Source organism: Enterobacter sp. FUJ80071 (assembly GCF_038739915.1).
In the GTDB taxonomy this organism is placed as follows: domain Bacteria; phylum Pseudomonadota; class Gammaproteobacteria; order Enterobacterales; family Enterobacteriaceae; genus Enterobacter; species Enterobacter kobei.
This window is the reverse complement of sequence record NZ_JBBXKH010000001.1, coordinates 462,576-486,578: the sequence shown is the minus strand read 5'-3', so window position 1 is coordinate 486,578 and position 24,003 is coordinate 462,576. Positions and strand designations below refer to the sequence as shown.

The 24,003-nt window shown below is 55.7% G+C and carries 26 protein-coding genes and 1 pseudogene; 7 read left to right on the top strand and 20 right to left on the bottom strand.

Translation table 11 applies throughout. The features are described 5' to 3' along the window. The first annotated feature begins 5 nt into the window (after window positions 1-5). Complete coding sequence (gene nrdG / locus AAER43_RS02305) at window positions 6-470, top strand: anaerobic ribonucleoside-triphosphate reductase-activating protein (RefSeq protein WP_023331890.1); 465 nt, start codon at window positions 6-8, stop codon at window positions 468-470. A gap of 28 nt (window positions 471-498) precedes the next feature. Here nrdG and AAER43_RS02300 read toward each other — a convergent pair. The 14 genes and pseudogenes from AAER43_RS02300 to pmbA all read right to left on the bottom strand — a co-directional run. Further along, window positions 499-606 (bottom strand): annotated as a pseudogene (locus tag AAER43_RS02300) (hypothetical protein); the annotation flags it as partial. Next, window positions 566-808, bottom strand: a complete 243-nt coding sequence (locus AAER43_RS02295; RefSeq protein ID WP_023331889.1) for a type II toxin-antitoxin system RelB/DinJ family antitoxin — start codon at window positions 806-808, stop codon at window positions 566-568. The gene AAER43_RS02295 and the pseudogene AAER43_RS02300, both read right to left, overlap by 41 nt. A 77-nt stretch (window positions 809-885) precedes the next feature. Beyond that, window positions 886-2,796 carry a PRD domain-containing protein gene (locus AAER43_RS02290; protein WP_014882290.1) on the bottom strand — a complete coding sequence of 637 codons (1,911 nt, stop codon included), beginning with the start codon at window positions 2,794-2,796 and terminating at the stop codon, window positions 886-888. Window positions 2,797-2,815: 19 nt separating this feature from the next. Beyond that, on the bottom strand, window positions 2,816-3,952 hold the full coding sequence (locus tag AAER43_RS02285; RefSeq protein WP_050862214.1) for a lactonase family protein: 1,137 nt from the start codon (window positions 3,950-3,952) through the stop codon (window positions 2,816-2,818). Between the two features lie 17 nt (window positions 3,953-3,969). After that, on the bottom strand, window positions 3,970-4,713 hold the full coding sequence (locus AAER43_RS02280; RefSeq protein WP_023331886.1) for a KDGP aldolase family protein: 744 nt from the start codon (window positions 4,711-4,713) through the stop codon (window positions 3,970-3,972). Next, complete coding sequence (locus AAER43_RS02275; RefSeq protein WP_050862215.1) at window positions 4,710-5,828, bottom strand: DgaE family pyridoxal phosphate-dependent ammonia lyase; 1,119 nt, start codon at window positions 5,826-5,828, stop codon at window positions 4,710-4,712. The genes AAER43_RS02280 and AAER43_RS02275 overlap by 4 nt, the downstream gene beginning before the upstream one ends. Continuing rightward, complete coding sequence (locus tag AAER43_RS02270) at window positions 5,812-6,945, bottom strand: amidohydrolase/deacetylase family metallohydrolase (RefSeq protein ID WP_050862216.1); 1,134 nt, start codon at window positions 6,943-6,945, stop codon at window positions 5,812-5,814. The genes AAER43_RS02275 and AAER43_RS02270 overlap by 17 nt, the downstream gene beginning before the upstream one ends. A 42-nt stretch (window positions 6,946-6,987) precedes the next feature. Continuing rightward, entirely contained in the window at window positions 6,988-7,629 is a 642-nt protein-coding gene (locus AAER43_RS02265; protein WP_003856081.1) for a DUF4310 family protein, read from the bottom strand. Window positions 7,630-7,642: 13 nt separating this feature from the next. Then, complete coding sequence (locus AAER43_RS02260) at window positions 7,643-8,419, bottom strand: DUF4311 domain-containing protein (RefSeq protein WP_008501408.1); 777 nt, start codon at window positions 8,417-8,419, stop codon at window positions 7,643-7,645. 22 nt (window positions 8,420-8,441) lie between these two features. Next, window positions 8,442-8,741 carry a DUF4312 family protein gene (locus AAER43_RS02255; protein ID WP_008501409.1) on the bottom strand — a complete coding sequence of 100 codons (300 nt, stop codon included), beginning with the start codon at window positions 8,739-8,741 and terminating at the stop codon, window positions 8,442-8,444. 2 nt (window positions 8,742-8,743) lie between these two features. Further along, a complete protein-coding gene (locus AAER43_RS02250; protein WP_006179053.1) occupies window positions 8,744-9,106 on the bottom strand; it encodes an SFCGS family glycine-rich protein in 363 nt (120 codons plus the stop codon). Window positions 9,107-9,116: 10 nt separating this feature from the next. Then, on the bottom strand, window positions 9,117-9,455 hold the full coding sequence (locus AAER43_RS02245; RefSeq protein ID WP_086527803.1) for a glycine dehydrogenase: 339 nt from the start codon (window positions 9,453-9,455) through the stop codon (window positions 9,117-9,119). A gap of 316 nt (window positions 9,456-9,771) precedes the next feature. Further along, entirely contained in the window at window positions 9,772-10,158 is a 387-nt protein-coding gene (gene cybC, locus AAER43_RS02240) for a cytochrome b562 (RefSeq protein ID WP_014882281.1), read from the bottom strand. A gap of 38 nt (window positions 10,159-10,196) precedes the next feature. Continuing rightward, a complete protein-coding gene (gene pmbA / locus AAER43_RS02235; protein ID WP_023336694.1) occupies window positions 10,197-11,549 on the bottom strand; it encodes a metalloprotease PmbA in 1,353 nt (450 codons plus the stop codon). Between the two features lie 95 nt (window positions 11,550-11,644). Between pmbA and yjgA the strand changes: the two genes are divergently transcribed. Then, window positions 11,645-12,196 carry a ribosome biogenesis factor YjgA gene (gene yjgA, locus AAER43_RS02230; RefSeq protein WP_014882279.1) on the top strand — a complete coding sequence of 184 codons (552 nt, stop codon included), beginning with the start codon at window positions 11,645-11,647 and terminating at the stop codon, window positions 12,194-12,196. 102 nt (window positions 12,197-12,298) lie between these two features. On the opposite strand, the gene mpl is transcribed toward yjgA, so the two are convergent. Beyond that, window positions 12,299-13,672, bottom strand: a complete 1,374-nt coding sequence (mpl, locus tag AAER43_RS02225; RefSeq protein WP_014882278.1) for a UDP-N-acetylmuramate:L-alanyl-gamma-D-glutamyl-meso-diaminopimelate ligase — start codon at window positions 13,670-13,672, stop codon at window positions 12,299-12,301. A 197-nt stretch (window positions 13,673-13,869) separates the two neighbouring features. On the opposite strand from mpl, the gene fbp reads away from it, so the two are divergent. Together fbp and AAER43_RS02215 are read left to right on the top strand one after the other, a co-directional pair. Further along, the gene (fbp, locus tag AAER43_RS02220) at window positions 13,870-14,868 is read left to right on the top strand and encodes a class 1 fructose-bisphosphatase (protein WP_014882277.1); all 999 of its coding nucleotides are present in this window, start codon (window positions 13,870-13,872) and stop codon (window positions 14,866-14,868) included. A 60-nt stretch (window positions 14,869-14,928) separates the two neighbouring features. Then, on the top strand, window positions 14,929-15,375 hold the full coding sequence (locus AAER43_RS02215) for a LysR family transcriptional regulator (RefSeq protein WP_224955188.1): 447 nt from the start codon (window positions 14,929-14,931) through the stop codon (window positions 15,373-15,375). On the opposite strand, the gene AAER43_RS02210 is transcribed toward AAER43_RS02215, so the two are convergent. The 5 genes from AAER43_RS02210 to ytfQ form a co-directional block, all read right to left on the bottom strand. After that, window positions 15,347-16,918: a methyl-accepting chemotaxis protein gene (locus AAER43_RS02210; protein ID WP_014882275.1), complete on the bottom strand. Its 1,572-nt coding sequence runs from the start codon at window positions 16,916-16,918 to the stop codon at window positions 15,347-15,349. The two genes, AAER43_RS02215 and AAER43_RS02210, sit on opposite strands and share 29 nt — an antisense overlap. Window positions 16,919-17,011: 93 nt before the next feature. After that, the gene (gene yjfF / locus AAER43_RS02205; protein ID WP_023331880.1) at window positions 17,012-18,013 is read right to left on the bottom strand and encodes a galactofuranose ABC transporter, permease protein YjfF; all 1,002 of its coding nucleotides are present in this window, start codon (window positions 18,011-18,013) and stop codon (window positions 17,012-17,014) included. Further along, window positions 18,000-19,025 carry a galactofuranose ABC transporter, ATP-binding protein YtfT gene (ytfT, locus tag AAER43_RS02200; protein ID WP_014882273.1) on the bottom strand — a complete coding sequence of 342 codons (1,026 nt, stop codon included), beginning with the start codon at window positions 19,023-19,025 and terminating at the stop codon, window positions 18,000-18,002. The genes yjfF and ytfT overlap by 14 nt, the downstream gene beginning before the upstream one ends. 10 nt (window positions 19,026-19,035) lie before the next feature. Then, window positions 19,036-20,538: a galactofuranose ABC transporter, ATP-binding protein YtfR gene (gene ytfR / locus AAER43_RS02195; protein WP_045134407.1), complete on the bottom strand. Its 1,503-nt coding sequence runs from the start codon at window positions 20,536-20,538 to the stop codon at window positions 19,036-19,038. A 102-nt stretch (window positions 20,539-20,640) separates the two neighbouring features. Next, complete coding sequence (ytfQ, locus tag AAER43_RS02190) at window positions 20,641-21,597, bottom strand: galactofuranose ABC transporter substrate-binding protein YtfQ (RefSeq protein ID WP_057057689.1); 957 nt, start codon at window positions 21,595-21,597, stop codon at window positions 20,641-20,643. A gap of 309 nt (window positions 21,598-21,906) precedes the next feature. On the opposite strand from ytfQ, the gene ppa reads away from it, so the two are divergent. From ppa to AAER43_RS02175, 3 genes are all read left to right on the top strand, one after another. Beyond that, complete coding sequence (ppa, locus tag AAER43_RS02185; protein ID WP_008501423.1) at window positions 21,907-22,437, top strand: inorganic diphosphatase; 531 nt, start codon at window positions 21,907-21,909, stop codon at window positions 22,435-22,437. A gap of 216 nt (window positions 22,438-22,653) precedes the next feature. Further along, window positions 22,654-23,238, top strand: a complete 585-nt coding sequence (locus AAER43_RS02180; RefSeq protein WP_014882270.1) for a hypothetical protein — start codon at window positions 22,654-22,656, stop codon at window positions 23,236-23,238. Further along, a complete protein-coding gene (locus AAER43_RS02175; protein WP_050861808.1) occupies window positions 23,235-23,705 on the top strand; it encodes a hypothetical protein in 471 nt (156 codons plus the stop codon). Before AAER43_RS02180 ends, AAER43_RS02175 begins: the two co-directional genes overlap by 4 nt. Window positions 23,706-24,003 lie beyond the last annotated feature (298 nt).

Genomic DNA, 24,003 nt, shown 5'->3' with positions numbered 1-24,003 from the left:
ACGCTATGAATTACCATCAATACTACCCTGTCGATATCGTCAACGGACCCGGCACCCGCTGCACCCTGTTCGTGTCAGGCTGCGTCCACGAGTGCCCGGGTTGCTATAACAAAAGCACCTGGCGCTTAAATTCCGGTATGCCGTTTACCGCGGAAATGGCAGACCGGATCATTAACGATCTCAACGATACGCGCATCAAACGACAGGGAATTTCGCTCTCTGGCGGCGATCCTCTTCACCCGCAAAACGTGCCGGAGATCCTGAAACTGATAAAACGCATTCGCCGCGAGTGCGCAGGAAAGGATATCTGGGTCTGGACGGGTTACAGGCTGGATGAACTGAATGCTGCTCAGATGGAAGTGGTGGAGTTGATTAACGTGCTGGTCGACGGCAAGTTCGTTCAGGATTTAAAAGACCCCGCGCTGATCTGGCGCGGCAGCAGTAACCAGGTTGTGCATCATTTGCGTTAATCGCTAAAGCCGTTTGTTTGCGTCATGATAAACGGCTGATTACGGTATCGCCCAGCTTGCTCCACTCCTTTAACGCCCTCGGGTCAAATACCAGTTCATAAGTCATCCAGACTGACCTTGATTCCCTTTTGCGGATTAGCCAGTCGCTCCCGGACTGTCTGTATCAGTTCATCTTCACTGTCGCTAATGGTGACCGTTTTCACCGGCATGCGTCCCGTTTCCGCGACATACTGAAACAGTAAACGCACAGCTTCCGTTGGCGTGATATTGAGTTTTTCCAGCACGGCATAAGCCTCATTTTTGAGTTTGTCATCCAGACGGACGTTCAGCGTGGCCATTATGCCCCCAGTAGAAGTGAATGTGTAATGCAGTTTAGCATTACATTCGCATTACATCGAATTCTGGATAACGCCTCTCAAAACCGACTCAAACTCTCCATCGCCACCGTTTTAAACTCGGCAAAATCGCCGCAGCTACAGAGCCGCGCCATGGCGCGCTCGCGCAGGAAGGTGACAAAGATATCGTAGATCGCCATCGCCTCTTCATACTCGCTTTTGCTGATGGCGAGCAGGAAAATCACGTGCGCGGTTTCGTCACCCCACGCAATCCCCTGCGGGGCGAGTACGGTGTAGACCACGGTTTTCTGAGCCAGCAGACCGAGGGAGTGCGGAAGCGCAATGCCGTCACCGAGCATGGTGCTGACGATGGCTTCACGTTCAACCACCGACTCCAGAAACGCCGTCCCCACAAACCCCTCCCCTTCAAGCTGTTCGCACAGCTCGCGGAACAGCGTTTGCTGGTCAATCGGCGCGTCGATGATGCGGAAATGGGCGGCGTCGAAGTATTTATCCAGCATCCACGGGCGGGTGCGGTCTACCAGCACCAGCTTGCCAATCTGCTCCAGCTGATAATCAGTCGGAAACGGTGCGATCATCACTACCGGTTTTGCTTTTTCACTGACGCGCGCGGTGGCGATAACAAAGTCCTCGCTGAGCGATTCCACCTGCTCGTACTCGCGCAGCGTGAGCGTGCGCGTGACCTCAATCTGCGGGTATTTACGCTGGAGTACCGCCTCAATCATACGCACCATCGCATTACCGGCGTCACAGACCAGCAGCACGCGCGGCTGGCGCTGGTAGCCAATGTTGTAGTGACGCTCCAGCCCGACGCCAATGTGCAGCACCAGGAAACCAATTTCGTTTTCGCTGATCGCATACGGCGTGTATTTGCCCCAGTTCGATACCGCCGCCAGGGTCATGTCCCAGGCCATCGGGTAGTGCTGCTTGATGTTATCCAGCAGCGGATTGGGGATCATGATTTGATACCGCACGCGGGTGATCATCGTCTTGATGTGCGTGAGCAGATCCGCGTGCAGCTGCGCGTCGCTGAGCAGGTTGTAGTTATAGTGGGTGTTGATGTAGCGCAGGATATAGTTCACCAGCGCCTCTTCGTCATCGGCGTTAATGGCGCTTGGGGCGATCTCCTGGATCTGCCGCGCAGCGATGTGCACGCAGAGCCAGTTCTCCTCCGAGGGTGCAAGCGCTTTGCCCGCCAGTTCCTGAATGGCCACGGCAATATCTTTCGCCGCTTCCCGCACGTTCTCCTCCACATCCTCCGCATGGAATTCCGACAGCGGATAGCCTTCGCTGATGCGTCGCACTGATACCGCGCAGTACAGGCGCAGGAACAACTCCCCTTCGTCCGTCAGGCGAATGTGGTGACGCGTCAGCGCGTCGTGCAGCACTGGTACCATCTTTTCCGCCACGCCCGCATTGAGCGCGACGTCCGTCACCAGCGGGTTCAGGCTGTCCTGCTGCGCCAGCTCCCAGAGCAGATCGGTCAGGCAGGCGCGAACCGACATTTCGCTGCCAAACAGCTTCATCCCATGGCGTGGACGGGTTTCCAGCGTCAGGTTATAGCGATGAAAACACTCGCGCACTTCCGCCATGTCGCTTTGCAGCGTGGCGCGGCTGACAAACCACTCGTCCGCAAGGTCCTCCAGCTTAAGCGAAAACGCCGACGTCAGAAAACGCACCACCAGATAATGCACGCGCTCCGCGCCCGTACGGGGAATACGCAGCGCGCGCGGATGGGAGGCCTGGAGCTGCTGATAACGCGCGGCGTCGTCAATTTTAAGCTGATAGCCATTTCCACGGCTCAGAATAAACTGCGCCCCGTGGCTCGCCAGCAGCGCGTTCAGGGCGGTGATGTCAGCACGGACGGTTCGCGTGGAGACCGACAGCCGCTGCGCCAGCTCGTCCTGCGGCAGCGTCTCGTTTTGCAACAGATCGAAAAGTTGCGCTAAACGTTGGTTCGGAAATCGCACGTCGTTGTCCTCTTACGGCTTAGGGTGAAATGACCATCTGGGATGGGCTGCCGACCGGCGTATAATCTGGCTCGAAGCTCAACTTCCCATCCTGCGCCACGCGAAAACGGGTAATGTTATCGCTGCGCTGGTTCATAACGTACAGCCAGCGTCCTTGTTTATCGAGCGTCAGGGTGCGCGGGTAGTCGCCACGCGTCCACACGTCATCCTGATGCCTCAGCGTGCCTTCTGCTGTTACGGTAAAGTGCCCGATGCTGTTATGCAAACGGTTAGCCACATACAGCTGTTTACCGTCGGCGCTTAACGCCAGCCCGGCAGCAAAACTGGTGCCTTTGTACCCTTTTGGCAGGGCAGAGAGTGTTTTACCCGCTTTCAAGGTGCCGTTGGCATTCACGGTATAATGGGTGAGCGTTGAGGCCTCTTCGTTAATCAGCCACAGGGCATCCCCTTTCGGCGTAAAGACGAAATGGCGAGGTCCGGCCCCTTTCGAGGAGGCGCTGATAAACGGCGGATAGTTGGGGGTCAGCTTTCCGCTTCGATCGTCAAAACGGTACTGATAGATGCGATCTAACCCCAGATCGGTCGAAAATACGTACTTCCCGCTCGGATCGGCGGCGATCATGTGCGCATGAGGACCGTTGTGATCGCTGATAGCAAAACTGCCCTCTACAGCGGCTTCTGGTTTTGCTGCACCCGGTTCGCCTTGATCCTGATGTTTATCCGTGGCATCTCCCAGGCTGCCGTCTGCTTTGACCGGCAAAACGGCAATCGATCCGCTGACGTAGTTGGCCACCAGCAGGTGCTGGCCATTCGGCGTCAGCGAAAGATAAACCGGCCCCGCGCCGCCGGAGGCCACCTGATTCAACTCGCTCAGCTCGCCGTTATCTTCCACCCGCAGCGCCTGCACCACGCCCTGCTCCACTTCGCTTGCCAGATAGAGCGTTTTGCCGTCGTGTGAGACGGCCAACTGCGCGGCGTTCGGCAGTTTGCTCACCAGCGTTTTGTTGCCTAGCGCGCCGGTTTGCGCGTCAACGATAAAACGGTACAGCCCTTCGCCGTTGGGGTTGTAGGTGCCGACCCAGGCATACTGGGTTTGCGCGACGGCGGCGGTAGCAAGCAAAGAGAGTGAAGCAACAAGCAGGTTACGGGTGTGCATGGTGGCTCCTTTGGGTGTTATGACTTAACCAGTTTCTTCGTCATCTCAAGCAGCGTACGCACATCTTCCGGACGCGTATCACCGCTGGCCTTGTCGATAATCGAGCTATAGATATGCGGGATGATCTTGCTCACGCCCGCGTCGAGGGCGATCTGCAGGATCGCCTCAAAGTTTTCCAGATCGATCCCGCCGGTCGGTTCCAGCCAGAAGTCGTGACGGGCGCAGGCTTCCGCTACCGCCTGGTATTCGTCACGGCACTTAAGGCCGCCCATCGGGAAGTATTTGATCGAGCTGCCGCCAAAATCTTTCAGCAGGGCAATCGCGGTTTCCACCGGGACAATACCGTCCGGTGCCGTGCTGCTCAGCGGACCGGTGGAAATTTTCACCATACCGACGGTGCCGGTCGGTGAGACCAGACCGTTCACCACAGAGTCGTTCTGCCCCAGCAGCGCGCGGCTGGTCGCCACGCCGGTAAAGACCTGGTTGACGTGCTGCGGCTGTACCTGACGGGAGATTTCACTGACCATCGCCGACTGGTTCGGGTCGCCCGCGCCCAGTCCCACGGAAAGCGCGTTATCAATCAGCGCCGCGTACTCGCGCATATCCGCCACCGCGCTTGCCACGTCCGGGTAATTTTTGGAGAGCACGCCCACCAGCACATGGCCTTCCGCCGCCTCGTAAATGGCGCTGGCATTGGCCTTCGAACCTGCCAGCACGTTCAGGCAGACGCGGTCACGGTAAAAATTGGGGGTCAGTTTCATGCCTTTTTCTCCTGTCCTAACACTTCGCTAATGCGGCGGTACACGATGTTCAGCTGGTCAGCATTTACGCTGCGCACGTCCGCTTCGATAATCCCTTCGTTGGCCTTGTAGCCACGGAAATAGATGGCGTATTCACCCTGCTTGAGCTTATTCACCAGGTCACCGGTGCCCACGCCGGTGGTGGCTTCGTCAAATTTAATCTCGGTGCGGGCAATATCGCGCCCGGCGCTATCCCAGACTACGCGCGCGGTGACGCCGTTCAGGGTGTTAAGCGCGTCGATAAACGGCATCATCTTCGCCACCATCTCGGCACCGCTCTCTTTGGTCGCCGTGAGGTAGTGTTCGATGGCGCAGGTCAGGCCGAGAATGCCCTCTTTACCCACCTTCATCGCGCGGCCAATACCTGCCGTCTGGCGTTTCACCCACTCAACGTACTGGGTTTTGCCGATCACCAGCCCGCTGGTTGGCCCTTCGATCGCCTTCGCACCGCTGTAGATCACCAGGTCCGCGCCGGAACGGTAGTAAACATGCAGATCTTCTTCCGCTGCGGCATCGACGATCAGCGGCAGATCGTGTTTACGTGCGACTACTGCCGCCTGCTCGACGCTGAGCATGCTTTTCTGCACGCAGTGGTGAGATTTGATATAGAGGATCGCCGCCGTGCGCGGGGTGATCGCCGCCGCCAGCTGATCGGCGGAACATTCGTTGGCATAGCCCGCTTCGACCAGTTTTCCGCCGCCCAGCGCGACCATGGTGCCCACCGGCGCGCCAAAGTTAACGTTGTGGCCTTTCGGCAGGACAATCTCGTTGTTCGCAATCGGGGTGACGTGCAGGTTTTCCAGCAGCCAGTCGCTGTCTTTGACCAGCACTGCCGCTACGGACTGGGCAATGCCCGCCGACGCGCAGGAGACCACCGTCGCGCCCTCCACATCAAGAAGCTTCGCGATGTATTCCCCGGTTTTGTTGACCAGGCCCTTCATCTCAAAATAGTGATTCATGCCGTCCATTGCCGCCTGCACCACTTCCGGGCGCGGCGTGGAAACGCCCAGCGCCGTCATGCGGCCCGAGGTGTTGATAACTTGCTTTAAGTGGTACTTCTCATAAATCGAAGGCATGTTCCGTGCTCCCTTGTTCGGTCATGTAGCCCTTGCCCGCGCGGATCGCTGCAAGCGGCACCAGAATATGTTCAGCCTGCAGGCTGTCGTTTTCGGCATCCGTCAGCACCGTTGGCTGGCGTTTAATCGTGAACAGCGTCAGGTCGGCGTCAAGGCCGGGCTGGATGCGGCCTTTACGCGTCAGGCGCAGGCCATCCGCGGCGTTGGCGGTGACGCAGTCAATGACCTGCGGCAAAGACATGCCGATGGCGAGAAACTTCGACATCACGCTTGCAAGCGACCCGACCGGGCCGTTAATCCGGTTACGGCAGTAGATATCCGAGCTGATGGTGTGCGGCAAAATGCCCATCGCGATGGCGCGTTTCGCCACCTCAAAGCTGAAGCTCGCCGTACCGTGCCCCACGTCCAGACGCACGCCGCGCTTCAGGGCGGAGGTGATGGAGGCGCGCAGCTCGCCGGAGGGCGTCAAAATACGGTTGGGTTTGCCGTTGTAGCAGTGGGTGATGATGTCGCCGGAACTGAGCAGTTCGGCGATTTCGTCGAGGTTCGGCGGGTTGTTGCCGATGTGCACCATCAGCGGCAGATCGCCGTTCTCGCTCTGGATGGCTTTCGCGCGCTCCAGCGGCGTAATGCCGTTTTCACCGACCACGCTGCTGCTCATGCGCGCTTTCAGGCCGACGATAAAATCAGGGTGGCGTTTTACTGCCTGCTTCACGGCATCGGCATCAATATTCGCCATATTGGCCAGTTCGTTCTGGGCAATCAGCCCGACGCGGGAGATGTTCAGCAGGGCAAACACCTCGGTGGCGGCTTTGCGGGTAATTTCATAGAAATCATCCACGTCATCTGCCCCGGTACTGCCGGCATCCACCACGGTGGTGACGCCCGTGGCAATGCCTACGCTGTCCGGCTCGTCGTGATAAATCGGCGAGTTCGGATAGCAGTGGACGTGAGAGTCAATCCAGCCTGCGCTGACGAACACATTACCGTTCAGCTCAACCGTTTTACGGGCGGGAGCGTCAATCTCGCCCAGCGCAGCGATTTTCCCGTCCTGAATGGCGATATCGGTCAGGGTATCGTCGGCGAGGCGCGCGCGGCGCAGGAGTAAATCAAACATGGGGTTCTCCTGATAAGGCGGGCGCCTGAGCGCCCGCGGGTATTAAAGGGCGACCGGGAACAGCCAGCCCAAAATCATTGCACCGAGGATGGCGCCACCGGTGATCGGCTTCTGCCAGATGTAGAACAGCAGCGCGCCCACCAGCGAACCGACGCCGATAGGAATAGAGGCGGTCATGGCGCTGAGGATAATCAACGGCCCGAGGAAGCGGCCTGAGGCGTTACCCGCGCCCATCATCACGTCAGCCCCGTAGGTGGAGTTGCTCTGGTTGATGGTGAACTTACGCGCCAGGATGATGACGTAGCCAATCGCCAGGCCAATCACCAGGCCGGTAATCAGCGAGGCAATAAAGTTGGTCACCGGGAACATGATCCCCGCCCCCAACAGCAGCGCCGGCACGCCGAGCCCGACGCCGGTCTGAATCGCACCGCCGATGTCGAGAATACCCACCAGTGAGCCTTCAATGATGCGGGCGAACAGGAAGCTTGCGCCGAATGCCGCCACCGCACCGTAGACCCCGGTATCAATCCCGGCTTTCAGCATCGCCACGAAGGCCACTTCGTTAAACGCGCCGATGCCGTAGAGGTAGTACATGTGCGTCCCGGCGAACACGCCGGAGGAGAGCAGGCCAACGAAGATCGGGAACGACCAGTCGGCATACCAAAAACCTTTATTCTGTTCCATGTCGAGGCTCCTGTTATTTACCGCTGAGCGAGTTGTGGATCATGTCGAGCCAGTTCGGCACGGTCAGATGGAAGGATTCGATCATCTTCATGTCGAAGCCGCGGAAGAAGCCGCTCAGCACAAAGAGCAGAACGATCGCCGCCATCATCACTTTGGTGACGTGGTTCCAGCCGCTCTCTTCAACGCCTTTACCGATCAGGATCCCCAGCACCAGGCCCGGTACGGCGTTACCCATGATCAGCTGTGCCGCGCCGCCAAAGATGGTGGCCCAGAAGCCCGATTTTTTACCGGCGTCGATGGCCGCCAGCCAGAAGATCACCGGCATCACGGTGTTGACCAGCAGGTTCGCAGCGGGCACCAGCACCTTCACGGCGGTGACCTGAAGCGCAGCCGGTACGGAGGAGGCCGTCAGGTTAAGGAAAGTCACGACGATCATGCCGATCACGCCACAGGCAATCGCCATTTTGCGCGGATCGTGCAGCGTTTCGCCGACGTTACGGTTTTTGATCATCAGTGCCGCCGCGCCCCAGTTCGGGATGATGCGGTGGTCAACGTCCTGTGTGAAAGCACCCGCGGCCACGGAAGAGGCCCAGGCGTTAAAGAAGAAACCTAACCCAAAGGAGAAGTGAGAAGCGGGATCCCCTTCGCAGGAGTTCAGTTCCCCCAACGTACGAAACGCGCCCATACCCTGAGTGGTAGGCGCATGAAACATGCGTGCAGCCCCGGCCCCGACACCGACGCCTACCAGGCCGCCGATGATGAGCGATTTTATTAATATAATTAAGAACATCAGTCTGCCCTTTTATGAATAATCAGCGTTGCGTGACGAAGTCCACCCGATCGAGATTGATGGCGGTCACGTTGACGGTCACATCCAGCTCCACGCTGTAGGTGCGTCTTTCCCGGCGCAAAAAGAAGAACAGAAACGCTTCTTTACGCACCGCTTCTTGCGCCTGAACGACCTGCACATCCTGTGGCTCAATACGCAGTAAGATATGCGGTGAGGCTTTCATCACCGCGGCCTGAACGTGGTTGAGCGCGTCGGCAAAGGCGCGCGCTTTGGCGTCGCCCTTCCCCTTCACTCTCACCGTGGTTGTGAACTGTTCTTTCATGCTTATGCGCCGTGTTTCTTCTGCCACGCCTGCACCAGACGCTCGCCCAGCTCTTCTTTGTCCATAAAGCCAAAGCCCAGCACGTTGCAGCCTTCGTTGATGGCGGTGACGCCTTCATCCACCGAACGCATGCCGTATTTGGCTTTGTAGCCATACTTGGTTTGCGCGGTAATCGCGCCCGCGCCGCCGCTGCCGCAGAAGGAGATGCCGAAGGTGGCGTTTTCCGCTTTCATTACGTCGCCGAGCTTCATATCCGCTGCCATGCCCGGCACAACCACCGCGCGTCCACCTGCTTTTTCCACCCCGGCCGCCACTTTCTGACCTTTACCCAGGCGATCGCCAATCACGACTGTAATCTGTTCCATGTGTTGCTCCTTAAAGGTTGTCTTTCGCGACTTCAAAGTGAACGGAGAGCAGCCAGGCCTCTTCATCAGGAAGGTTGCCAAACTGCGCCACCACTTCACGGGCAAGCCGCATTGAATCCGGTGAAATTTCGTCAAACAGCTCTGCTTCAACCTCCGGCAGCGGCTCGCCGGTCACGGACCGGTGCGCCATGGCGCGAACGTGGGAGGTGAGCATCTGCTCCTGTACTGCGTTGGGGATGATGTTGTGCCGGGCCAGCAGGGCATAGACCTGCTGTAGCATGGTGTTCGCGAGCTGTTCTGTTTGCACCGCCTGTTCCCCAACGTCGTTCATTACCGCTCCGTTAATCACTCGTCTTACCCCGTTAATGGCTCTGGAATAAAACTAACGGTGGGGAGGAAGGGTTTGTAGCGAGTTGTTTTCCACTTCGAAGTGGAAAGGCAAGCCGCGGCAGTGATCTGTGCCACATAAATACGGTGAATGCGGTCAAATCAATGCATTTACGTGATGAATATCACTGATTCCAGCGGTCAAAGGCGGGCAGAGGCAACGAAAACGTTCAGGCGTGGTAATGCAAAAATGTGATGGCGATAGGGTTTACTTATCACCACGCAAAAAAAACGGGAGCCACTGGCTCCCGTTGGGTGTTGGTCCGATGCGCGATCGGTTAACGGTATTTCTTGTGATACGTGTTGCGGGTCGTCACGAACTGCTCGGCCGCCGCCTGAGCTTCTTTGACTTTGCCTTCGTTGGCCAGCTTCAGCGCGCCGTCAATCTGGCCGACCAGCACGTCAAAGCCGTGGCGATAGTCTTTCATCTCTGCGCTGTCTGCCGCTTTGCTTTCCAGCTTCGGCGGTGTCGCTTTTTGGGCGTCCAGCGCCGCTTCACGCATTTTGGTCAGGGCGTCTTTCATTTCCGCCGCATTGTCCGTCTTTTGCACCACCTTCAGGTTTTGCCCGAGGATGCCCATGTCTTCTTCAAGATCGGCAGCAAACGCAGAAGAGCCAAGAACCAGCGTTGAAGCCGCGACGATCGCTAACAGATGTTTACGCATTGCTCACTTCCTTTTTTATTATTAACAAAACGCTATCTTTATTGACCCGCAATTTTCATCTCGGGCAGCAGTACAGAACCACACTGTATATTGCTACGTGTTTCAATATCGTTACCGACCGTAACGATGTTGCGCCACATGTCCTTCAGGTTGCCGGCGATGGTGATTTCGCTCACCGGATACTGAATTTCACCGTTTTCGACCCAGAAGCCCGCCGCCCCGCGAGAATAGTCTCCGGTGATGCCGCTGACGCCCTGGCCCATCAGTTCGGTTACCACCAGACCGGTGCCCATCTCTTTCAGCATCTGCTCAAAGTTCAGGCCCTGCCCGGCAATACGCCAGTTATGGATACCGCCCGCGTGGCCAGTACTTTTCAGCCCCAGCTTGCGCGCGGAGTAGTTGGTCAGCAGCCACTGGGTCAGAATGCCGTCCTTAACGATATCGCGGCGTTCCGTGCGCACCCCTTCGCTGTCGAACGGCGTAGAGGCCAGCCCTTTCAGCAGATGCGGGTGTTCTTCAATGGTCAGCCATTCCGGCAGGATCTGCTTGCCCAGCGAGTCGAGCAGGAAGGTGGATTTACGGTAAACGGAGCCACCGGCGATAGCGCCCACCAGATGACCAAACAGACCGGTTGCCACTTCATTGGCAAAAATCACCGGGGCTTTCATGGTAGAGAGTTTACGCGGCGACAGGCGAGACAGCGTGCGTTCGGCACACTCTTTGCCCACCCACTCCGGCGATTGCAAATCCCCCAGCGCGCGGCCAATGGTGTAAGCGTAGTCACGCTCCATGTCACCGTTCTCTTCGGCGATGACGCAGCTGGAGAGCGAGTGACGGGTGGAGCAGTAGCCCTGCAGCATGCCGTGGCTGTTGCCGAAAACTTTGATGCCGTAGTGGCTGTTGAAGCTGCCGCCTTCGGTATTGGTGATGCGCTTGTCGGCCTGCAGGGAAGCCTGCTCGGCACGCGCGGCCAGCTCGATGGCTTCATCCGGGGTGACTTCTGCCGGGTGGAAGAGATCAAGATCCGGCGCGTCAAAGGCCAGCAGCTCTTTATCGGCCACGCCGGCGTAAGGATCCGGCGAGGTGTATCGGGCGATATCCAGCGCCGCCTGCACCGTGCGGGCAATGGCATCCGGGCTGAGATCGGTAGACGACGCGCTGCCTTTGCGATTCTGGTGATACACCGTGATCCCAAGCGCGCCATCGCTATTGAATTCTACGTTCTCCACTTCGCCATAGCGGGTGCTCACGCTGATACCGGTGGTTTTGCTGACCGCCACTTCGGCGCCATCTGATTTTTCTGAAGCAAGCATCAGCGCGGTGGAGACGGCTTCTTCCAGAATCTTACGCTGCGCTTCAACTTGTGAGGTTACTTTCATCGCAAATGCCATACTGTAAGAGAGAGTTAAATGAAGTCTAACAGAGAACCGTTTTTCAGTGCGCGTCTTAACTGGTAACATTAGCCTCTTTTTTTAAGGAGCCTGACATGACTAAGCAGCCCGAAGACTGGCTCGACGACGTTCCCGGTGATGACATCGAAGACGAAGATGATGAGATCATCTGGGTCAGTAAAAGTGAAATTAAACGCGACGCCGAAGAGTTAAAACAGCTTGGCGCAGAAATGGTAGAACTGGGTAAAAACGCGCTGGACAAAATCCCGCTCGACCAGGATCTGCGTGATGCCATTGAACTGGCACAGAAAATCAAAAAAGAAGGCCGTCGTCGCCAGCTTCAGCTTATCGGGAAAATGCTGCGTCAGCGCGACGTAGATCCGATCCGCCAGGCGCTGGATAAACTGAAAAACCGCCACAACCAGCAGGTTGCGCTGTTCCATAAGCTGGAGCAGATCCGCGATCGTCTGATTGAACAGGGTGATGATGCAGTACCGGAAGTGCTGAACCTGTGGCCGAATGCCGACCGTCAGCAGCTGCGCTCTTTGATCCGCAACGCGAAGAAAGAGAAAGAAGGGAATAAACCGCCGAAGTCTGCGCGTCTGATTTTCCAGTATCTGCGCGAGCTGTCTGAGAACGAAGGGTAATCGGTGCGGTTTTGCGCCGGATGGCGGCGTAAACGCCTTATCCGGCCTACAAGGTCGTGCAAAATCCAGGCCCGGTAAGCGCTAGCGCCACCGGGCTTTTTTTTACTCTGCGGCCTCGGCCTTTTTCGCCAAACCGTCCAGCAGCTTCTGATGGATCCCACCAAACCCGCCGTTGCTCATCACCAGAATATGGTCACCAGGCTGTGCGGCTTTGACCACCATATCCGCGAGCGCATCCACATCCGCACTCCAGTGGGCAGGCTGAATGCACGCATCGGCCACTTCCGCCACCTGCCACGGAATATGCTGCGGCTGCAGGAGGAAGACTTCATCGGCACGGCCTAACGACGGGGCCAGATCGTCTTTGCAGATGCCCATTTTCATGGTGTTCGAGCGCGGTTCCAGCACGGCCAGAATGCGTGCGGTGCCGCCGACCTTGCCGCGCAACGCGGCAAGCGTCGCCAGAATAGCCGTTGGGTGGTGCGCGAAATCGTCATACACCGTCACGCCATTCGCTTCACCGCGCAGTTCCAGACGGCGGCGGGCATTGATAAACGTGCCCAGCGCATTGGCGGCATCCGCAGGCAGAACGCCGACATGACGCGCAGCTGCAATCGCCATCAGGCCGTTGTGCATGTTGTGTTCGCCCACCAGGCCCCACTTCACCTCACCCACTTTTTCGCCGTCGAGCAACACTTCCCACTCGGAGGCATCCGCGTTGAGTTTCTTCGCCTGCCAGTGACCCTGCTCGCCCACCAGCTCCTGCTCGCTCCAGCAGCCCATCGCCAGAGTCTGCTTCAGGTTAATGTCATTCTCCGGCAGGATGATACGGCCCTGCCCCGGCACGATGCGCACCAGGTGGTGGAACTGCTTCTGAATCGCTTTCAGGTCGTCAAAAATATCCGCGTGATCGAACTCAAGGTTGTTGAGGATCAGCGTGCGCGGGCAGTAATGGACAAACTTGGAGCGTTTGTCGAAGAACGCGCAGTCGTATTCGTCCGCTTCAATGACAAAGAATGGGCTATCGCCCAGACGCGCAGAAACGTCGAAGTTACCCGGCACGCCGCCGATCACAAAGCCCGGCTTGTAGCCACAGGCTTCGAGGATCCAGGTCGCCATGCCGGCGGTGGTGGTTTTGCCGTGGGTACCCGCAACGGCAACCACCCAGCGGTCACGCAGGACGAAATCATGCAGCCATTGCGGGCCGGACATGAATGGAATATTGCGCTCCAGCACCGCTTCAACGCACGGATTGCCGCGGGTCATGGCATTGCCAATAATGACCAGATCCGGCTCGGGATCCAGCTGGCTGGCATCGTAGCCCTGAATCAGAGAGATACCCTGCTTCTCCAGAAGCGTGCTCATCGGCGGATACACATTGGCGTCCGAACCTGTCACTTCATGGCCCAGCGAGCGCGCCAGCATTGCCAGCCCGCCCATGAAAGTGCCACAAATCCCCAATATATGAATGCGCATACGTCACTATCCTTCTTCAATGTGGCGCACATTTTACTCACATGTTAGCGGCTGTGAAACGCATTTCAGGTAAATCCGTATGTTGCTGGCGCGATTCACCTCTGCGCTACTATTTGAATATTTGTTAAGATTGTTGGGCTTTAGTCGTTTTAGTGAACATACAATCGCTCTACTCACAAAGATGCAGGGAAAGTGTTATGAAAACGTTAGGTGAATTTATTGTCGAAAAGCAGCACGAGTTCTCTCATGCTACGGGTGAACTCACTGCTTTGCTGTCGGCAATAAAGCTGGGCGCTAAGATCATCCATCGTGATATCAACAAGGCCGGTCTGGTCGATATCCTGGGTGCCAGCGGTGCCGAGAACGTTCAGGGCGAGGTTCAACAGAAACTCGATCTGTTCGCAAATGAAAAACTGAAAGCTGCACTGCGCGCGCGCGACATCGTTGCGGGTATCGCCTCCGAAGAAGAAGATGAAATTGTTGTTTTCGAAGGGTGTGAACACGCGAAATACGTTGTACTGATGGATCCGCTCGACGGTTCCTCCAACATCGACGTTAACGTTTCTGTCGGTACCATTTTCTCCATCTACCGCCGCGTCACGCCTGTTGGTACGCCGGTGACCGAGGAAGATTTCCTGCAGCCGGGCAGTAATCAGGTGGCTGCCGGTTACGTCGTCTATGGCTCCTCCACCATGCTGGTGTACACCACCGGGTGTGGCGTTCACGCCTTTACCTACGATCCATCGCTGGGCGTCTTCTGTCTGAGCCAGGAGCGTATGCGCTTCCCGGAGAAGGGCAACACCTACTCCATCAACGAAGGCAACTACATCCGATTCCCGAACGGCGTGAAGAAGTACATCAAATTCTGTCAGGAAGAAGATAAAGCGACTCAGCGCCCGTACACCTCCCGCTATATTGGCTCGCTGGTCGCGGATTTCCACCGTAACCTGCTGAAAGGCGGTATCTACCTCTACCCAAGTACCGCCAGCCACCCTGACGGAAAGCTGCGCCTGCTGTACGAGTGCAACCCAATGGCGTTCCTGGCCGAACAGGCGGGCGGCAAGGCGAGCGACGGTAAAGAGCGTATTCTGGACATCGTGCCGGAAAGCCTCCACCAGCGTCGTTCCTTCTTCGTCGGCAACAACCACATGGTTGAAGACGTTGAGCGCTTTATCCGCGAGTATCCGGACGCGTAATCTCTCACTCCCGGGGAGCCCATCTGGCTCCCCAACACATTTATATCTTTTACCGTATAAGTGTTTATAAAAAACACGCTTTTATATTCGCCATTGCTCCTGCATTATTTCCATAACAGTTTGACAGATATTTCGTGGAGCAGCATCGCAATGAAAAATTATTCCCGGGCGAATACCGGCATTGATTTAAACCTTATTCCTGTATTTATTGAAGTCGTCCGCTGCGGCAGCATGGCAAAGGCCTCAGTGCGCCTGGAGATGTCACGTCCTGCGGTGAGCCTGGCCCTGAAGCGTTTTAATCAACTGTTTGATGAGCCATTATTTTTCCGCAAGGGTTTATACCTTGAGCCAACTGAAAAAGCGTTAGCGTTAACCCACTCACTGGAAATATTAATGGGCGATATTCACGATAATATTGCGGCCATTAATTCAGGGCGAAATAAATCCCCGGCACAGAACGTACCGGGGTTGGGAAATATTATGCCGCAGTCTGAGCCGTCAATTTAAATGATGACATGGCCTCCATCAGCTGACGCGACTGCTCTTCCAGAGAGCGGGTCGCGGCGGAGGATTGCTGCACCAGCGCCGCATTCTGCTGCGCCGTTTCGTCCATCTGATTCACAGCAATATTCACCTGCTCAATGCCGCGGCTCTGCTCCTGAGACGCGGTCGCAATCTCGCGCATCAGTTTGGTCATGCGCAGCACTTCGGTGGCAATCTCGTCCATCGTTTCACCCGCCTGCTGGGCCAGCTCGCTGCCCTCGTTAACGTGGGTCTGCGAATCGCTGATAAGGGATCGGATCTCTTTCGCCGCGTCGGCGCTGCGGCTGGCAAGGTTACGCACTTCACCCGCCACGACGGCGAACCCGCGCCCCTGCTCGCCCGCGCGCGCCGCTTCCACGGAGGCGTTAAGGGCCAGAATATTGGTCTGGAAGGCAATGCCATCGATCACGCTCAGGATGTCAGCAATACGCGCTGAACTGCCGGAGATATCACGCATTTTTTCAATCACGTAGCAGACCATTTCGCTGCCGTGATCGGCGGTATCAGAAACCGATTTCGCCAGCTGGTGCGCCTGCTCGGCATTATCGGCGTTGAGTTTCACCGTGGCGGTAATCTGTTCCATACTGGCAGCGGTCTGCTCCAGCGAGGTGGCGGTGGATTCTGTACGCTCGGCAAGATCCCGGTTGCCCGCCGTCAGCTCACGGCTGCCGGTGTCGATTTGCGAGCTGGCATCGCGTACCCGCATCACCGAGTGCATCAGCGACTGACGCATCACCTCTATCGCCGCGTTAAGGCGGTTAAATTCCTGGCTCGCCGGGGCATTCAGCGTGTGGGTTAAATCGCCCGCCGCCACATTCTCCAGCTGAGCAATGGAAGCAGAGAGCGGCTTAAGCAGCATATGGCGCAGCACCAGCCAGGCAAGCACGATGATGCCAGCCGTCAGCAGCGCGGCGACAATAATCAGGATCAGCACGCGGGTTTTGCTCGCCTGTACGGCAGTGACTTCCGCCTTCCCTCGCGCTTCGCTCCATGTCTGAAACGCCTGCATATCGTTATCAAACTGCTTCGCCACGGGGATCAGCGTATTCTCCAGCAGGTCGTAATAACTGTCCGCGCTCTGGTCATTCAGGGTTTTTAGCATCGGGTTGATGCCCTGCTGGTTATACGTCGCCAGACTGGTTGCCACGTTATCCAGCAACTTTTGCCCCTGCTCGTCAGCCACGCCGCCGTCGATCACGCCTTTCAGCGTTTTCTGAGCCACGGCGATTTCCTGATTGATGTTTTTAACCGATTTGGCCGCATCATCGAGCATGCCGATTTCCATCATCCGGACGGCCTGGCCCGCCTCATTGCGCGCGCGCAGAATCAGCGTATAGCCGGTATTTAGCTGCACCATCTGCTCACCCTGAAGGTGATTAATGCGCTGCAGTGAAGAAGAACTCTGTGTGAGGGCATAAATGCCAATGCCGCTGACAATCAGCAGCAGAAGGGTCATAACGGCCAGTAAAGAGAGCAAGCCGGTACGAATCGATAGCGTTTTAAGCATGATATTATTTCCGGTAGCGAGATATTTCTGGACAGAAAAAAAGGTTATCGGCCGCTACCGGAAAATGTTTAGACTTTAAGCAAATTCAGCGTGTTATCGCTCTGTTACCGAGGTGTTTACGCGAGTAACAGGCGAGCTTTGACGGTTCTCCCAGAGCACCGTCAGACCGCGCTGCAGGGCAATAAATATAAAAAGCAGAATGCCGATGGCGATCTTGGTCCACCAGGAACTGAGCGTGCCGTCAAAGTTGATATAGGTCTGGATCAGCCCCTGGATCGCTACGCCGAACAGCGTTCCCAGCACCGTCCCCACTCCGCCGCTGAGCAGCGTGCCGCCAATGACCACAGAGGCAATCGCGTCCAGCTCCACGCCTACGCCTGCAAGGGCATAGCCCGCCTGGGTATACACCGAGAAGACAATACCCGCCAGCGTTGCCAGGCCGGTTGAGAGCATATAGATGCGGATGGTCGTGCTGCGGGTCGAGATCCCCATCAGGTTTGCCGACGTGGCGTTCCCGCCAATGGCGTAAACCTGATTACCGAACCGGGTACGGTGGGCAAGGAAGATACCTACCACTACCACGCCCAGCATCAACAACCCCATCGCGCTCAGACGGCCACCGCCGGGGATTTTCCACGCCAGGCTGGAGAGCGTGTCGTACACCGGGTGGTTAATCGGGATGGACTCTTCCGATACCAGGTAACTTACGCCGCGCAGGAAGAACATCCCGGCGAGGGTAATAATAAAAGCGGGAATTTTTAGCGCGTCGATCAGTAGCCCCATAAAGGCGCCAAACGCACAGCCCATCGCCAGCACCAGCGGAAACGCCACCAGAGGGGAGATCCCCCAGAAACCGATCGCCTTGGCGAGGAACACGCCGGTAAACGCGATCACCGAGCCAACGGAGAGATCGATCCCGCCGGAGAGGATCACAAAGGTCATCCCGACGGCGATGATGCCTAAAAAGGCGTTATCGGTCAGGATGTTGCAAATCACGCGCGTTGAGGCAAAACCGGGGAACTGGGTCAGACAGTAGAGATACCCCAGCACAAACACGCCCAGCGTGATCATTAACGGTAAATTACGTTTTATCATGGCCACGGATCCCCTTAATGATGCTGACAAAGCGCGGTGACTGGACGATCAGCACGCAGAGTACGACCACCGCTTTTACCACCTGGTTGAGTTCCGGCTGAAAACCGGAGAGCAGGATCCCGGTGTTCATGCCCTGAATGATCAGCGCGCCAATGACCGAGAGCAGCAGGTTAAAGCGCCCGCCCATCAACGATCCGCCGCCAATCACCACCGCGAGGATGGCATCCAGCTCCAGCCAGAGCCCGGCATTGTTGGCATCGGCCCCGCGGATATCGGCCGCGACAATCACCCCGGCAATGGCGGCGCAAACGCCGCTCAGCACGTAGGTCAGCATCACCATCAGCCGCGTATTGACCCCGGCATTTCGTGCCGCACGAATGTTGATCCCCACCGCTTCAATAAACATGCCGAGCGCTGTTTTGCGGGTGAAAAGCCAGAACACCACTAATGTGACCAGAGCCACGATCACCGGTGTTGGAAAGAACAGGAAATTGCCGCTGCCGATCCACGCCAGACTCGGGGAGTTAAAGGTGACTATCTGTCCGGAGGTGATCAGCTGCGCCACCCCGCGCCCGGCCACCATCAAAATAAGGGTGGCGACGAAAGGCTGAATTTTTAGTACCGCCACCAGAATGCCGTTCCACAGTCCGGCCAGCACGCCGGTTCCCAATGCCGCCAGCAGTACCACCGGCAGGCTATGGCCCGCTACGGTCATGGAGGCTGCGGTGGCCCCGGCAATAGCCATCACCGCGCCGACGGAGAGGTCAATCCCGCCGGTGGCAATCACCAGCGTCATACCAATCGCCAGCAGCGCGACGGGCGCGGCACGGTTTAAAATATCGATCGGGCTGCCAAACAGGCGACCATCCTGAACAATAATCTGGAAGAAATGCGGTGCGACAAGGCTATCCACCAGTAACACCACCAGCAGCGCTGCGATTTGCGGCGTGCCGGTTGGCCAGTTAAAGCGGCGCTTTGACTCACCGGTTTGCGAAAGCGAGCGGGACATCACAATTCACTCCTTATGCCGCGATGGCATTCATGATCGCCGGAACGGACAGCTTATCCAGCGGGATCTCAGCCACCTGTTTGCGATCGCGCATGATGATCACGCGATCGGCATACCCCACCAGTTCTTCCAGCTCGGACGAAATGACCAGCAGCGCCAGCCCGTCGGCACACAGCGTTTCGATAAGCCGGATAATTTCGGCGTGCGCGCCAACGTCAATGCCGCGCGTGGGTTCATCCAGGATCAGGAACTGCGGTTTGGTCAGCAGCCAGCGCGACAGCAGCACTTTCTGCTGGTTACCGCCGGAGAGAAATTCGATCGGCTGTTCCGCGCTCGGCGTACGAATACCCAGCTGGCGAATAAAGCGCTCGGCAATGGCGTTTTGCTCTTTACGCGGAATTGGACGCAGCCATCCGCGCTGCGCCTGTAGCGCCAGAATGATATTTTCACGCACCGAGGCGGCGGCAATAATGCCGTCCGTTTTCCTGTCTTCCGGGCAGAACCCCACCCCCAGACAGGAGGCCTGATGCGGCGATCGCAGGGTTTGCGGTTTACCTTTGATCAACGCGGTACCGCTGTCCGCAGGCTTGATGCCGAAGATCACCTCGGCGGTTTCGGTCCGGCCTGACCCTAGCAGCCCCGCCAGCCCGACAATTTCGCCGGGGCGCACTTCGAGGTTAAACGGTGAGATGATCCCTTTTTTGCCGTAATCGCTGAACGCGGCCACCGGTTTTTCGCTCAGCAGCGTGCGCCCTGCGCGCTGGAGCGCATTGGTCTCCAGCTCACGGCCCAGCATCATTTTGACCAGCTCAATCTGCGGCAGCTCGCGGGTTTCACGGCAGCCAACAAAGCTGCCGTTACGAAGTACGGTAATGCGATCGCTCACTTCATACACCTGATCGAGGAAGTGTGTGACGAAGATCAGGCTGACGCCCTGATCGCGCAGCTGGCGCATCAGGGTAAAGAGCATCTCGACTTCCTGGGTATCGAGGCTGGCGGTAGGTTCGTCGAGGATCAGCACCTTCGCGGAGAGATCGATCGCGCGGCAAATGGCGACGATCTGCTGCATCGCGACGGAAAACCGGTTCAGCGGCTCGCGAACGTCGAGGGAGAAGCCGTAGGATTCCATCAGTTTCGTCGCCCGCGCTTCCATCTCTTTGCGCCGCAGCAGGCCAAAACGTCTTGGTTCACGACCAATAAACAGGTTATCCGCCACCGACATATTTGGCAGCAGGTTCACTTCCTGGTAGACCGTCCCAATCCCAAGCTGTTGAGCATGGGCGGTATTTTTTGGCGAAATGGCGTTGCCTTCCAGCCAGATGGTGCCGCGATCGGCGTGATAAACGCCGGTCAGAGATTTAATCAGCGTCGATTTTCCCGCGCCGTTCTCGCCCAGCAGCGCCATAATTTCACCGCGCCGCAGGCTAAAATCAACGTTATCCAGCGCTTTTACACCCGGGAAAAATTTGCTTAAGCCCTCTGTGCGGAGGATTTCCTGGTGCTGTTCAGTGGTCATGGTTCCCCCTACATCAAGCCGGGTGGCGCTACGCTTATCCGGCCTACAAAAGAGCGTATCGTAGGCCGGGCAAGCGCAGCGCCACCCGGCAATTTCACTGGCTTAGTAGCCCATGTTTTTCTTCTTCTCTAACTCTTCTTTCGCCGTGTCAGGCAGGTAGAGCGTGGACTTGGTGACGGTCACCTTCTCAGGCATCGTGCCGTCTTTCTTGAATTTCTCCAGCGCATCAAATGCCGGACCCGCCATATTTGGCGTCAGTTCTACGCTGGTGTTGGCTTCGCCGTCGATCATCGCTTTGTAGATATCCGGCACACCGTCGATAGAGCCGGTGAGGATATCTTTGCCCGGCTTCAGGCCCGCTTCTTTAATCGCCTGAATCGCACCAATCACCATGTCATCGTTATGGGCGTAAACCATGCAGATGTTCTTGCCGTTGTTTTCCGCTTTAATAAAGCTCTCCATGACCTCTTTACCTTTACTGCGGGTAAAGTCGCCGGACTGAGAGCGGATAATCTTGATGTTTGGCGCTTTCGCGATGGCCTCAGCAAAACCCTTCTTACGGTCGATAGCCACGCTCGCCCCCACGGTGCCCTGCAGTTCAACGACGTTACACGGCTTGCCGTCGACCTGTTTTACCAGCCAGTCGCCAATTAATTGCCCTTCAAGCACGTTGTTGGCCGTCACGGTGGTCATATAGAGAGATTTGTCTTTAACGTCGATGGAACGATCGAGCAGAAAGACCGGAATCTCAGCATCTTTGGCTTCTTTCAGAACCGGTTCCCAGCCGGTCGCCACCACTGGCGCGATAAAGATGGCATCCACGCCCTGAGCAATAAATGAGCGCACGGCTTTGATCTGGTTTTCCTGCTTTTGCTGACCATCGGCGATTTTCAGCGTGATGCCGCGTTTCTGAGCCTCGCTTTTCGCAACGTTGGTTTCTGCCGCACGCCAGCCGGATTCAGAGCCAACTTGCGAAAAACCTACGGTTAAAGGGGCGGCCATCGCCATAGACGACATGGCTGCCGAAACTGCTGTGACAAGAAGTAAGCGCTTCCACATATGAGCGTCCTCGTAGGGGTGTTTATTGTTGGTTAAAAGATGTTCTGCGAAATGACTATAGCCAATGAAATATGTAACGAATTGCGTTACATCACACTTCGGAAAAGTGAATAAAACGTTAATCACAAGTTTGTAATCGCTTTCATTTCACCATTAAAAATGCGGCTGAGTTTATGGATTTTTCTGTCATGGAATCGGTCTGAAAAGTGGTGCTGGCGGGGAGAGAATGCGAAAACAGGCGGAGACATTCAGCGTGAGTTGGCTATAATACCTGCCACTTGTTTACCATCCATTTTAAAGGACACCGACATGAGCTTACTCAACGTCCCAGCGGGTAAAGAACTGCCAGAAGACATCTACGTAGTTATCGAAATCCCGGCAAACGCAGATCCGATCAAATACGAAGTGGACAAAGAGAGCGGCGCCCTGTTCGTAGACCGTTTCATGTCTACCGCGATGTTCTATCCATGCAACTACGGTTACATCAACCACACCCTGTCTCTGGACGGTGACCCGGTTGACGTACTGGTCCCAACGCCATACCCGCTGCAGCCAGGCGCAGTCATTCGCTGCCGTCCAGTTGGCGTGCTGAAAATGACCGACGAATCCGGTGAAGATGCGAAGCTGGTTGCAGTACCGCACACCAAGCTGAGCAAAGAGTACGATCACATTAAAGATGTGAACGACCTGCCAGAACTGCTGAAAGCGCAGATCACTCACTTCTTCGAGCACTACAAAGACCTCGAAAAAGGCAAGTGGGTTAAAGTTGACGGCTGGGACAACGCAGAAGCGGCGAAAGCAGAAATCATCGCCTCTTTCGAGCGCGCGGCTAAGAAGTAATTCTTACGCTGATAATGAAGGCCCCGCGAGTCGGGGCTTTTTTATGGATTAGTTAAAAGCACCACATGAGTTTTTAAGATAAATCCCATTTCTTTTATCTTGTATATTTTTAAAAAAAGGACACCCTATCATTTATGGTGGGAGTGGTTGAATAGCATGGAAATTAATAACATACTGTCATGATGATCATTAATCCCCATTCATAACAGGATTCATATGTCATCCATTAACATTGATGTTGCCCGCCCAACTGGAATTTATTTTATCATTGAACGACTGTATTCCCGCGATGGACTTATGCCTTCTATTGGGGAAATAAGCCCCTCTTTGACACAGGTGCATCGTACAGTCATTCAGCTAAAACGTAAGCAAGATATGTTTATGGATGGTATAAAAGTAATCCCAAAAGATATTACCCTTTGGCAACAGATAAAATATCTTACGGGTTCAAAAGTCACGACTAAAGATACCGATGCGTTAGTGTATACGACCGATTTTATCGGCTCCCTTGTTGCCACTACACCTTTAGGCAATATTGAGCATGAAAGCATTCCTCGCTTCCTCACGACAGAGTCTATTCACTCCCTTCCGCAAGCAGTGAGTTATGGGCGTGATCCCATCCCACAGGTACTTCTTTATGGTCGTAAGGATATTGTCTTCTTTATGGACAATGGTGGTAAAGGTACGCCAACCGCTATTGCAAAGTATAACCACAATACTCGTGACCTTGCCATAATCAAAGATCAGCTGGAAGCTGGTAAAACAATGAAGGAACTGCTTTCTAAGGGAGCAAAATTATGAGTAAGAAAAGCCATATCTTGAGTCTATTCATCCTTATTATTGCTGCCTTTATCTTTGGCAGAAGCACGTATGTTGAATACCTGGCATGGTACTATGGAAGCGATAATTTAGTCTTCAATGAAGTTAATATCGCCTTACTATCAAGTTTATTTAACGGACTCTATTTTGCTCTTTCAGCAAGTATTATCTACGCATCACTTATGTTATTAAAAAGAACTCCCAAAAATATCGTCGCTTCTTGTCTACTTCAGTTCTGTATCAACATCGGGCTATATACACTTTTTGTTGCAGTAGAGAGAGGATATAGTAAATTGCATACTTTAGGCTCGGGTGCTACTGATATCACCCACAGCTATTTTTTAGGGGCGTTGCTGACGAGCACACTCCTGACCGTCGCGATCGTGAGCGTTATACATGCTAAGTTTCTTTCTTCAAAGCATAAAGATGGGTTACATAAAGGCGTTTGACTGTTACGGCAAAGACAGCAAATGGCAGTATCTCTGCATCATAACATTCCAGCTTGCCTGGTTTTTGTTTTACTTATGGATCCCTTATCGAAGCGATTATGCGATTCTGCTGTTTTTACTGTTTTTCCTGCCCGTCATTTCAAGCAATACGCGGTGCATAAACTACTATGGCCGTTCACGCGCCTTGTGTTTTTTATGGATTATTGCCCCGTACGTCATGCTGTTCGTTCCTCTGTTCTTAACCAGACGCCGTAATACAGAAGATAATTGAAAGAGTAAAAAAACAACGCCACCTTCC